This window comes from Streptomyces sp. NPDC059785 (genome assembly GCF_042732375.1).
Taxonomy (GTDB): Bacteria; Actinomycetota; Actinomycetes; order Streptomycetales; family Streptomycetaceae; genus Streptomyces.
Genome location: NZ_JBHWHV010000025.1, coordinates 110,926 through 122,892, shown reverse-complemented (window position 1 = coordinate 122,892; position 11,967 = coordinate 110,926). Strand labels below are relative to the sequence as shown.

Annotated in this window: 8 protein-coding genes; 2 read left to right on the top strand and 6 right to left on the bottom strand. The window is 74.8% G+C overall.

The features are described 5' to 3' along the window. Positions 1-689: 689 nt before the first annotated feature. Entirely contained in the window at positions 690-3,260 is a 2,571-nt protein-coding gene (locus tag ACFV6E_RS20485; RefSeq protein ID WP_385463334.1) for an FtsX-like permease family protein, read from the bottom strand. Further along, the gene (locus ACFV6E_RS20480; protein ID WP_385162050.1) at positions 3,260-4,027 is read right to left on the bottom strand and encodes an ABC transporter ATP-binding protein; all 768 of its coding nucleotides are present in this window, start codon (positions 4,025-4,027) and stop codon (positions 3,260-3,262) included. The genes ACFV6E_RS20485 and ACFV6E_RS20480 overlap by 1 nt, the downstream gene beginning before the upstream one ends. 443 nt (positions 4,028-4,470) lie before the next feature. Here ACFV6E_RS20480 and ACFV6E_RS20475 point away from each other — a divergent pair, with 443 nt between their 5' ends. Further along, complete coding sequence (locus ACFV6E_RS20475) at positions 4,471-5,877, top strand: sensor histidine kinase (protein WP_385463331.1); 1,407 nt, start codon at positions 4,471-4,473, stop codon at positions 5,875-5,877. Next, positions 5,831-6,520, top strand: a complete 690-nt coding sequence (locus ACFV6E_RS20470; protein WP_385463328.1) for a response regulator — start codon at positions 5,831-5,833, stop codon at positions 6,518-6,520. Before ACFV6E_RS20475 ends, ACFV6E_RS20470 begins: the two co-directional genes overlap by 47 nt. 226 nt (positions 6,521-6,746) lie before the next feature. Here ACFV6E_RS20470 and ACFV6E_RS20465 read toward each other — a convergent pair whose 3' ends face one another. The 4 genes from ACFV6E_RS20465 to ACFV6E_RS20450 all read right to left on the bottom strand — a co-directional run bounded on the left by ACFV6E_RS20465 (position 6,747) and on the right by ACFV6E_RS20450 (position 11,911). Continuing rightward, entirely contained in the window at positions 6,747-7,262 is a 516-nt protein-coding gene (locus ACFV6E_RS20465) for an O-acetyl-ADP-ribose deacetylase (RefSeq protein WP_385463326.1), read from the bottom strand. Beyond that, positions 7,259-8,668 carry a phytoene desaturase family protein gene (locus ACFV6E_RS20460; RefSeq protein WP_385162076.1) on the bottom strand — a complete coding sequence of 470 codons (1,410 nt, stop codon included), beginning with the start codon at positions 8,666-8,668 and terminating at the stop codon, positions 7,259-7,261. Before ACFV6E_RS20460 ends, ACFV6E_RS20465 begins: the two co-directional genes overlap by 4 nt. A gap of 384 nt (positions 8,669-9,052) precedes the next feature. Beyond that, a complete protein-coding gene (locus ACFV6E_RS20455; RefSeq protein WP_385463323.1) occupies positions 9,053-9,889 on the bottom strand; it encodes an inositol monophosphatase family protein in 837 nt (278 codons plus the stop codon). A gap of 177 nt (positions 9,890-10,066) precedes the next feature. Next, positions 10,067-11,911, bottom strand: coding sequence for a gamma-glutamyltransferase family protein (locus ACFV6E_RS20450; protein ID WP_385463320.1), 1,845 nt, complete (start codon positions 11,909-11,911; stop codon positions 10,067-10,069). Positions 11,912-11,967: the final 56 nt, after the last annotated feature.

Here is an 11,967-nt window from a genome sequence, read left to right as displayed (position 1 = left end):
CGCCCCCCGGGGGGGCGGGCCCTCGATATAAACCCACGTTTCCGGGGGGGGGGGGGCCCCCGCGGGGCGGGGGGGGCGCACGCGGCACCCGGCCCCCGGGGCCGTGGGCGCCCGGCGCCCGCCGCCGCGGCCGGGACCCGTGGCTACCGCCGTGTCCGAAACCCGGGTCCCGGGTTCCGGGTTCCGGAACCCGGGACCCGGGACGCGGCTGCTGCCGCGCCCGGCATCCCGGCCCCCGGTCCTGGCCGCCGCCAAGGCCCGGACCACGGCGGCGGTCGGGGCGTCCGGGGCACAGGGGCAGCGCTTGCTCCGGCCCGCATGGCTTACGACCACGTGGGTCCGGGCGGGGCGAGTGTGTCGCTGGGGCGGCTCGCAGGCGCGGTCGTGCTGGCCTCGGACGGGGACGTCGTCCGGGTCAGCAAGGCGGTCATCACCGCTACTTCGCCGCATCCTGCGGCGGCGCACCGCTGGAGATCATCAAGGAGTACATCGAGAACCAGAAGCGACCCGGCTGAGGGCAACAGTGCAGACCCGTGCACCCGTGCACCCGTGCACCCGTGCACCCGTGCAGGTCACCCTGTCTTGAGAAGCGCTTCCTCCCGGGCGTGAACGCTTGGGGTTCCGCGCCAGATCATGCTGAAACGGGCGGGCCCCTCCTGCCCGGACGGCGGGAGGGGCCCGCCCGCGCCTCATTCCTTGGTGCCGATCGCCTCGACAGGGCGGATCCGCAGCAGCCGCCAGGTGGGGACCATCGTGCCCGTGGCGGCGAGCAGGGCGGTCGCCCCGGCGATCGCCAGGTAGCCGGTGCCGGGTACGGCGGGCAGCGGGGTGCCGCCCAGCGCGAGGGCCACCAGGGCCAGCGGGAACAGGGCCAGCAGCGTGCCGAGGCCGACACCGACCGCGATCACGGCGAGGCTCTCGCGGAACATCATGCCGAGGACCTGCCGGCGGGCGGTGCCCGACAGCCGCAGCAGGGCGAACTCGCGGCGCCGGCTCGCGGTGTTCATCGCCTGCGTGTTGACGACGGTGACACCGGTGTAGGCGATGATCACGCCGACGACGAGGTAGTTGACCCAGGCGTTGGCCCGCTGTTCCGTCAGCTGGTCCTCGTTGTCGATGCGGTCCTGGACGACGGTGCCCGGGTAGTCCGCCGCGAGGCGGGCCAGGGCCGCGTCCAGTCCCGCCGCCGAGGGCGCGGACCGCACCAGTACGGACGCGTCGAGCCGCCCGGTGGTGTGGGCCAGCAGCAGACCGTGGTCGAGGGTGAGGTCGGCGAAGCCGAGGCCGCGTTCGTAGACGGCGACGATGCGCAGCCGGACCTCGGTGCCGTCGCCCAGCCAGATCCGTGCGACGTCGCCGACGTCGAGGCCGAGCTGGGAGGCCGTGACGCCGCTGACCGCCACGGTGTCCGGTGCCAGCCGGGACAGGTCGCCCCCGGTCGCGCGCAGATCGAGGGTGGCGCCCAGCGCCTCCGGCTCGACACCCTGCGCGCTGAGCGGCACCGACGTCTCCTCGCCGAACATCTTCTCCACCGCGACGGCCTTGGACGTCACGACGCCGGTCGCCGCCTTCACCTGCTTCAACTCGGCCACTCGGTCGGCGAGTTCGGGCGAGAGTCCGGCGGACGAGGTCAGTACGTGGTCAGCGACCAGGCCCTCGCGGGTCTGCTCGGCCGACTCCCGCAGCGCGGTGGTCTGGGTGAAGACCACGGTCGACGCGAACGCGATGGCGAGCACGAGCGGGACGACCGCCCCGGCCAGGGCGCCCACATTGGCACGGGTGTTGGCCGCCGCGAGGTATCCGGTGACGCCGGTCCGGTCGAGCAGCGGGGCGAGCAGACGCAGCGCGGCCCGGGTCAGCAGCGGGCCGAGCACGCCGACCGCGATCACCAGGATGATCACGAGTCCGTTGGCGATGCCGACCAGCGTGAAGAAGTCCGACTGCTGGGTCAGTCCGGTGGAGAAGGCGCCCGCCGCCACCGCCAGGAGCACCAGCCCGGTCACCCGGCGTCCCCGGCCGAGACCGGGCCGCTCCACCGCGGCCTCCCCCAGTGCCTCGGTCGGCCGGATGCGGGTGGCGCGCCGGGACGCCAGCAGCACGGTGACGAGCGCCGTCAGGGCGGTCACCGCGACCGCCCCGAGGAAGGGCAGGGGTCCGAGGACGGGCGCGAAGTCCGGCGGCACGATGCCGTGTCCGGCGAACCGGTCCGCGAGCCAGTACACGACCACCGCGCCGAGCGGGCAGCCGAGGACGCCCGCGACGGCTCCGGTGACCGCGGCCTCGGCTGCCACCATGCGCCGGATCTGGCCGGGTGTGGTGCCCACGGCGCGCAGCAGGGCGATCTCCCGGCGGCGGTGCCGGACGGACAGGGCGGTGGTGGAGCAGAGCACGAACACGGCGACGAGCAGTACGTTCCCGCCGATCGCGGTGGCCAGCAGCACCAGGTTGGAGCCGCTGACGGCGATGTCGAGGAACTCGGCCCGGCCGCGCCCGGACCCCGTGGACACGGTGAGCGTGTCGTCGTCCAGGGCCGCTCCGACGGCGGCGGCGAGCCGTTCGGGCGAGGTGCCCGGCTCGGCGAGGACCCCTAGGGCGTCGGCCGTGCCGTCCGGTGCCATGGCCCGTACCGCCGCGTCGGTGAGGAAGACCACCGACTGACGGGGCGTCCCGCCGCCCGCGAGCGCGACGGTCCCGGACACCCGGTACGCGCGCGGCGTGCCGGACGTCATCAGGCGTACGGAGTCGCCCGGCCGGACCCCGGCCCGCCGCGCGAGGTCGGCGTCGAGCACGGCCTCGTCGGCGGTGCGGGGCGCGCGGCCGGTGGCGAGCCGGAAGTCGCCGAGGCGGAGCCCCGACCAGTTGTGGGCCGTGGTGGCGCCGCCGTTGCGGCCGGGTACGGGGTCGCCGTCGCGCGTGACGAGCCGTACCGTCGCGCCCGTGTCGGCGACGACCTCGCGCACCCCGTCCGCGCGGGCGACGCGGCCCGCGAGGGCGGTGTCGACCGGTACCCGTTCGGGCAGCGGCTGGGCCTCCTCGGACGTGGAGCCGTCAACGGACTTCAGCTTCAGGCGGGTCTCCTGGCGGCCCGTGACGAGGGCGTCGGCCCGTGCGTAGCGCTCGGCGGCGGAACCGGAGCGCAGCCCCGACTCCAGCAGGACGCCGCAGGCGCTGAGGACGGCGGCGCCGAGCAGCAGCGCGACGAAGGTACCGGCGAAACCGCCCTTGCGGGCCTTGAGAGTGAGCAGCGCGAGGCCCAGCATCAGACGGCCCTCCGCAGCCCGGCCATGACCTCGGCGACGTGCCCGGCGCCCGGCGCGGTGAGTTCGTCCACGATCCGGCCCGCGCTCAGGAAGAGCGCCCGGTCGGTGTGCGCGGCGGCCATCGGGTCGTGCGTCACCATCACCACCGTCTGGTGCATGTCGGTGACGGCCTGCCTGAGCAGTCCCAGGATGTCCCGGGCGGTCTCGGGGTCCAGTGCGCCCGTCGGCTCGTCCGCGAAGATCACCTCGGGCCGGGTGGCCAGCGCCCGCGCGATCGCCACCCGCTGCTGCTGGCCGCCGGAGAGTTCGGCGGGCCGGCGCCCGAGCCGCCCCGTCAGTCCGACCCCGGCGACGATGTGGTCCAGCCAGTCGGCGTCGGGCTGCCGTCCGGCCAGTCTGAGCGGCAGCGTGATGTTCTGCTCGACGGTGAGGGAGGGCAGCAGGTTGAACGCCTGGAAGACGAAGCCGACCCGGGTGCGCCGCAGCTCCGTCAGCCGGGCCTCCCGCAGCCGCGCCAGGTCCTGGCCGCCGATGTGGACGGCGCCCGACGTGGGCCGGTCCAGGCCCGCCGCACAGTGCAGGAACGTGGACTTGCCCGAGCCCGAGGGGCCCATGACCGCCGTGAACGTGCCCGTCTCGAGGTCGGCGCCGACGCCGTCCAGGGCCAGTACGGACCCGGCGCCCTCCCCGTACCGCTTCGTCACGTCCGTGAGCCGGACCGCGGGACGGGTGCCGGTGGCCGGGAAGGGATGCTGCGCAGGCTGCACGGTGACTCCTGTGGTCCTGTAGTCCTGTGGTCGGGGCCGACGTTCTCGCGTCGCCGTATTCGCGGTCGTCGCGGTCGTCGCGGTCGTCGCTTCGTCGCGGTCGTCGCGGTCGTCGCTTCGTCGCTGTCGTCGCTTCGTCGCTGTCGTCGCTTCGTCGCTGTCGTCGCTTCGTCGCGGTGGTTGCTTCGTCGCGGTCGTCGCTGTCTCAAGTTCAGCCCGGCGAACGGGCGCCGACCTCGGCCGGAGCGACGAACGGCGGCCTCGGCCGCACGGGCGAGACGCGGCGGGACCTCGCCCGGAGGGAGGAGGAACGGGCACCCGCGCACGGGTCCGCGCGGCGGGTGTCTCCTCCTTGCGGATGATCTCTCCGCGGAGGAGAAGGGGCGCCGATCTCAGCCTGGAAGCAGAGCGTCGGCCGCCACGGTCCGTCTACCGTGTGTCTCATGCACCGCATGGACTCGTTCGCGGGACGCCGCATGCCCCGGGCCTTCGTGGACGCGGCGCTGGCCGCCGTGCTCGCCGCCAGTTGCCTCGCCGTACCCGGCATGCTGCCGCCCGAGGGACCCGTGCTGCGCGCCCCGGACGCCTGGTGGCTGCTGATCGCCCTGGCGGCCACGCTGCCGCTGGCCGTGCACCGGCTCGCCCCGGTCCCCGTACTGCTGGTCATGGCCGTCAGCAGCGCCCTGCTCCAGGCGCTGCACTACGTCCCGCGGCTCGCGAGTCCCGACGGCACGTCCATCGGGCCCAGCTATACGGCCGTGGCGGTGGCCGTCTTCCTCACCGCCCGGCGCTCGTCGTCCCGGACCGCCACGCGGGTCACCGGCGTACTGATCCCGGTCGCGGCCGTCACCGAGGCGGTGCTCGCGCCGTCCGGCTACCGGATCGCCGCGTGGGCGACCGAGGCGGTGCTGCTGGTCGCGGCCTGGGCGCTGGGCCGGCTGGCGCGGGCGCGCGCCGCCATCGCCCAGCAGGCGCTGGAACGGGCCGCCGCGCTGGAACGGGAGCAGACCGCCAACGAGCGCGCCGCCGTCATGGAGGAGCGGGCCCGCATCGCACGCGAACTGCACGACATCGTCGCCCACAACGTCAGCCTCATGGTCGTGCAGACGATCGCCGCCGACCGGATCCAGGACCGGGACGGGGCACGGGCGCACGAACTGCACGGCACCATCGAGGAGACCGGGCGGGCCACCGTGACCGAGCTGCGGCGCCTGCTCGACGTGCTGCGCACCGACGAGGAGGCGGACGCCGATCCCAGCAGGCAGCCGCCCCAGCCCACCGTCGACGCCCTGCCCGCGCTCGTCGACGCCGTCCGCGAGGCGGGGCTCGACGTCGGCTTCACCACCAGCGGCACGCCCGCCGAGCTGCCCGCCGGGTCACAGCTCACCGTGTACCGGGTCGTGCAGGAGGCGCTCACCAACACGCTGAAGCACGCCGGTCCCACGCACACGTCGCTCAGCGTCGCCTGGGAGGCGGACCGCGGCCGGCTGGTCGTCCGGGTCTGCGACGACGGTCCCGTACCCGACCGTCAGGCACCGGGTGTTCCGAAGCCCGCCAAGGGGGCGGGGCACGGTCTGGTGGGCATGCGGGAGCGCGTCGCCGCCGTGGGCGGCTCCCTGCACACCGGGCCCCGGCCCGCCGGGGGTTACTGCGTCCACGTCACCGTCCCGCTCCCGGCCGCACCGGGCTCCGGAACACCTCACGAAGAAGCCGAGGCACACGAAGCACACGAAGAACGCGGAGAACGCGGAGAACGCGGAGAACGCGGAGAACGCGAAGTAAACGAAGAGAACACTGAGCAGCATGGGAGCACACAGCATGCGGGCGATCCGCGTCCTGCTGGTCGATGACCAGCCCATGATCCGCACGGGTTTCCGGCTCATCCTGGAGGCCGAGCCGGACATCACCGTGGTCGGGGAGTCCCCCGACGGCGAGCGCGCGGTCGCGGACACCCGCGAGCTGCGGCCCGACATCGTCCTGATGGACATACGGATGCCGGGCACGGACGGTGTCGAGGCCACCCGGCGGATCGTCGCGGACGGTTCGGCGAGCCGGGTCATCATCCTGACCACCTTCGACCTGGACGCCCATGTCGTGGACGCGCTGCGCGCCGGGGCCAGCGGCTTCCTCGTCAAGGACGGTCCCGCCGACTCGCTGGTCGAGGCGATCCGCACGGTCGACGCGGGGGACGCGGTGCTCTCCCCTCGCGTCACCCACCGGCTGCTCGACCGGTTCGCCCGGCTCGCCGACGCGACCATCCCGCCCGTGCCGTCGCGCCTCGCGGCGCTGACCGGGCGCGAACTCGACGTGCTGCGCGCGCTGACCCGTGGCCTCTCCAACGCGGAGATAGCCCACGAGCTGGGCGTCGGCGAAACCACCGTCAAGACGCACGTCGCCCACATCCTGGACAAGTGCGACCTGCGCGACCGCGTCCAGGCGGTGATTCTGGCGTACGACAGCGGGCTGGTGGTGCCGGGGGGTGGTCAGCGGTGACGGTCGCCGACGGGTGACGGTCACCGACGGGCGCCGCTCGCCGACGGGCGCCGCTCGGGATGTGCCGCGGTCTGCCGTCGGGCAGCTGCGGCGCCGTCGTGGCCGGTCGCGCAGTTCCCCGCGCCCCTACCGGGGCCACCACCGGTCCGGCGCGCCGGAGCCTGCCGCGGACTGCCGTCGGGCGGCCGCGGCGCCGTCGTGGCCGGTCGCGCAGTTCCCCGCGCCCCTATGGGGTTGCCGCGGCCTTCTCGAAGGCCGCGTACGCCGGCTCGTCGAAGAGGACGAACCTGGCCTCCGTCACCTGCGTGTCCGTGCTCCGTACCGTTTCGATCGCGATGCGGGCGGCGTCGGGCAGCGGCCAGCCGTAGATGCCCGCCGAGACGGCGGGGAACGCGACCGTGCGGGCGGCCAGTTCGTCGGCGACGCGGAGTGATTCGCGGTAGCAGGAGGCCAGCAGGCCGGAGCGGTCCTCCTCGCGGCTGTAGCGGGGGCCCACCGTGTGGATCACCCAGCGCGCGTCCAGCCGGCCGGCCGTGGTGGCGACCGCCCGGCCGGTCGGCAGCCCCTTGCCGTAGTGGCCGGCCCGCAGCTCCCGGCAGGCGGCCAGGATCTCCGGGCCGCCGCGCCGGTGGATCGCGCCGTCGACGCCTCCCCCGCCGAGCAGCGAGGAGTTGGCGGCGTTGACGATGGCGTCGACGGTCTGCCGGGTGATGTCGCCCTGGACGAGCGTGATCCGAGTCATGCGCTGCGCAGCCTCCGCCACACAGCCTTGGCCGCGTTGTGTCCGGACATCCCGTGCACACCCGGTCCCGGCGGGGTGGCCGACGAGCAGATGAACACGGCGGGATGCGGGGTCGAGTACGGGAACAGGGACACCTTGGGCCGCAGCAGCAGCTGGATCCCGGAGGCCGCGCCGCAGGCGATGTCGCCGCCGACGTAGTTGGCGTTGCGGGCGGCGAGCTGCGGCGGTCCCGCGGTCGCCCGGGCGAGGACACGGTCGCGGAACCCCGGCGCGAACCGCTCCAGTTGACGCTCGACGGCGTCGGTGAGATCCCCGCTCCAGCCGTTCGGCACATGGCCGTACGCCCAGAAGACGTGCTTGCCCTCGGGTGCCCTGGAGGGGTCGGCGACGCTGGGCTGCACGGTGATCAGGAAGGGCGTCTCGGGCGCCCGGCCCGCGCGGGAAGCCGCGTGCAGCGCGGTGCCGATCTCCCGGTGGTCGGCGCCGACCTGGACGGTTCCGGCGGCACGGGCCTCCTTCGCGGTCCAGGGCACGGGACCGTCGAGGGCGTAGTCGACCTTGAAGACCGAGGCCCCGTACCGGTAGCCGTCGTAGTAGCGGCCGAGCCCCGCGATACGGGCGAGCGCGGCGGGCGAGGTGTCGAAGACATAGGCCCGGGCGGGCGGCAGGTCGTCGAAGTGCCTGACCTCGTAGTCGGTGTGGACGGCGCCGCCGAGGTCCTTCAGGTACGCCGCGAGCGCGTCGGAGATCGACTGGGAGCCGCCGCGCGCGACGGGCCAGCCGCGGGCGTGCGCGGCGAGGGCGAAGACGAGGCCGACCGCGCCGGTTGCCACCCCGTTCAGCGGGGCGATGACATGGGCCACCAGTCCGGCGAACAGCGCCTTGGCCCGCTCGTCGCGGAAGCGGCGCGTCAGCCACGTCGACGGCGGCAGTCCGGCGAGGCCGAACCGGGCGAGGGTGACGGGGTCCCGGGGCAGCGAGGTGAGCGGCAGGGACATGAAGTCGCGGACCAGCGTGTCCCAGCGGGGCAGGAACGGCTCCACGAGTCTGCGGTACGCACCGGCGTCACGCGCGCCGAAGGACGCGGCCGTCTCCGCCACCGACCGCGAGAGCACGGCGGCGGTGCCATCGGGGAACGGGTGCGCCATGGGCAGTTCGGCGTGCAGCCACCGCAGCCCGTAGCGCTCCAGGGGCATCGTGCGGAAGACCGGTGAGTTGATCCCCAGGGGGTGGGCGGCGGAGCAGGGGTCGTGCCGGAAGCCGGGCAGGGTCAGCTCCTCGGTACTGGATCCGCCGCCGACCTGCCCGCGCGCTTCGAACACCGCCACGGAGAAGCCGCGGCGGGCCAGCTCCACGGCGGCCGTCAGTCCGTTCGGCCCCGCACCCACCACGACCGCATCGAGCATCGACGGCACGTTCGGACTCCTTCGTCAGCCGATGGCCAGTGGGGATCAGGATATGCCGCACCGCCGACAGGCCGAGGGGTGCGGGCGGAGGGCAGTCAGGCCGAGGGGTGCGGGCGGAGGGCAGTCAGGTAAGGGCGGACGGCAGTCGGGTACGGGCGACAGGCCGACGGGTGCGGGCGGCCGACCCGGGCGGGACGGTGCTCGGACCCGGGCGGCGGGACGGTGCTCGGGCCCGGGCGGCGGGACGGTGCTCGGACCAGGTCCGGACGGTGCTAGGTGTGCTGTCCCGGGACCGCGCCCGACTGCCGTGCACCCGGCCACCACGCGCGCGCCCGGCCTCCGCACGTGCCCGTGCCCCGCCTCCGCACGTGCCCGCCCGCCCGGTCAGGCCCCGCGGGCGAGCACGTCGATCACCCGGCGGGCCGTGGCCGCGTCCCGGGCGGCCGTGAAGGGCAGTGCGTTGCCGCCGGTTATCCGGAACGGCTCGCCGGTCAGGGTCAGATGGGCGCCGCCCGCCTCCTCGACCAGCAGCAGGCCCGCCGCGTGGTCCCAGGCCGCCTCCCAGGAGAACGCGGTGGCGTCCAGCTCGCCGCGGGCGACGGCGAGGTATTCGAGCCCCGCCGAGCCGCACGGGCGCGGCCGCACGCCCTCGGTGCGCAGGGCGAGCAGCGCGTGCTTCTGCTCGTCGGTGGTGTAGTCCGGGTGCGAGTGGGCCACGCTCAGCTCGCTGCCGGGGCCGGGGGAACCGGCGGTCAGCGGCTCGCCGTCGAGGACCGCGCCCCGGCCGCGTATCGCGGTGGCGAACTGCTCGCGCGCGGGCGCGTACGTCCACGAGGCGTGCAGGACGCCGTCCAGGGCGAGGGCGACCAGGGTGCAGAAACCGGTCTCGCCGCGGACGAACTGCCGGGTCCCGTCGACGGGGTCGACGATCCACACCGGGGCGCCGCCCTTCAGCGCCTCGTAGGTCGCCGGGTCGGCGTGCACCGCCTCCTCGCCGACCACGACGGAGCCGGGCAGCAGCTCGGGGAGCACCTTGGTCAGATACGCCTCCGCGTTGCGGTCGGCGTCCGTGACCAGGTCGTGCGGGCCCGCCTTCTGGTCGATCTCGTACGCGGCGAGCTGTCGGTGGCGCGGCATGATCTCGGTGGCGGCCGCCGTGCGGACCGCTTCCTCGACGTCTGCCACGCCCTGTGCGAGGAACTCCTCGATCTGTTCGATCATGCCTCCATGACAGCACGCCCCACTGACAATCCGGTCCCGGCCGGTGCACAGCGGGTGGAATCCGCGTGAACTCGGCGGGCGGGACCCCGGCATCCGAGCCCGTGGGCCCGCCCGCGACCGGGCCCGCACCCGCCTCAGCGCCCCACACCCGCACCCGCACCCGCACCCGCACCCGCCTCAGCGCCCCACCGCGTACCCCTGCATCCCGCGCGGGTTCGCCGCCGCGGACAGCACCCCGGTGCGCGGGTCCCGGGCGACGGCGCACAGCCGGCCCTCGGACCAGGCGTCGCCGATCAGCACGTCGTGGCCGCGGCGGCGCAGCTCCTTGACCACCTCCGGGTCGGTGCGCGACTCCACGGTGAGGCTGCCGGGGCGCATGCCGCGGGGGTAGAAGGAGCCGGGGAAGCTGTCGGTGTGCCAGTTGGGGGCGTCGACGGCGCCCTGGAGGTCGGGGCCGCCGCGCACCTCCTCGCGCAGCGCGACGGCGAGGAAGAAGTGGGTCTGCCACTGGTCCTGCTGGTCGCCGCCGGGGGTGCCGAACGCCATGACGGGGACGCCGTCGCGCAGTGCCAGGGACGGGGTGAGGGTGGTGCGCGGGCGGCGCCCCGGTGTCAGCGAGTTCGGCAGGCCCTCCTCCAGCCAGGTCATCTGGAGCCGGGTGCCGAGCGGGAAGCCCAGCTCGGGCACGACCGGGTTGGACTGGAGCCAGCCGCCGCTGGGCGTGGCGGCGACCATGTTGCCCCAGCAGTCCACGACGTCCAGGTGGCAGGTGTCGCCGCGGGTGGCGCCGTCCGCGCGGACGTCCGGTTCGCCGGGCACCGGGGACAGCGGGCTCTTGGCGACCGTCGGTTCACCGGCCCCGGGCACGCCGCCCACCACGTCGGCACCGGGCTCCCCGGCGGCGACCACGCGCGCGTGGGCACTGATCCGCGGGGTGCGCCCGCCGGGGCTGCCGGGCCGCAGCTCGTAGGACGCCTTGTCGCCGACGAGGACGCGCCGGGACGCGTTGTACGGCTCGGACAGCAGCGCGTCGAGCGGTACGGGCGCGTCCGCCGCGTCGCCGTACCAGGCCTCCCGGTCGGCCATGGCGAGCTTGCAGCCCTCGACGAGCAGGTGCACGTACTCCGCCGAGCCGTACGCGGGCAGTTCGGGCGGGAGCAGGGCGAGCTGCTGGAGCAGCACGGGCCCCTGGCTCCAGGGCCCCGCCTTGCACAGCGTCCAGCCCCGCCAGTCGTACGTCGCCGGGGCCTCGTACGTCGCGGACCACGAGGCCAGGTCGGTGGCGGTCAGCGTGCCGGTGTGGCGCTCGCCGCTGGTGTCCATGGTGGGCCGCTCGGACTGGCGCACCAGGGCCTCGGCGACGAAGCCGGTGCGCCACACCTCCCGCGCGGCCTCGATCTGCGCCTCTCGGCCGGGGTGCGCGGAGACCTCCGTGAGCAGCCGCCGCCAGGTCGCGGCGAGGGCGGGGTTGCGCAGGAGTGCGCCGGGGCGCGGCGCCTCGCCGCCCGGCAGGTACACCTCGGCGGACGAGGTCCACTCGGTCTCGAAGAGTTCGCGCACCGTCTGAACGGTCTCGCCGACGCGTTCCACGGGAGGATGCCCGTCTTCGGCGTACCCGATCGCGTACTTGAGGACGTCGGCGAGGGTCTTCGTGCCGTGGTCGCGCAGCAGCAGCATCCAGGCGTCGAATGCGCCGGGCACGGCCGCCGCGAGGGGTCCGGTGCCGGGGACCAGATCGAGGCCGAGGCCGCGGTAGTGGGCGACGGTCGCGCCGGCCGGGGCGACGCCCTGTCCGCACAGCACCCGCACCTCGCCGCCCGCGGGCGCGAGGAGGATCGGGACCTCGCCGGCCGGTCCGTTGAGGTGCGGCTCGACCACGTGCAGGACGAAACCGGCGGCCACCGCGGCGTCGAAGGCGTTGCCGCCCTCCTCCAGGACGGCCATCGCCGACTGGGAGGCGAGCCAGTGGGTGGAGGACACCATGCCGAAGGTGCCCTGGAGTGTCGGTCGAGTCGTGAACATCTGGCCCCTCACCTCGCTGTGGGCGGACCCCGGCCGGGGGGCGCCCCCCCCGGCGC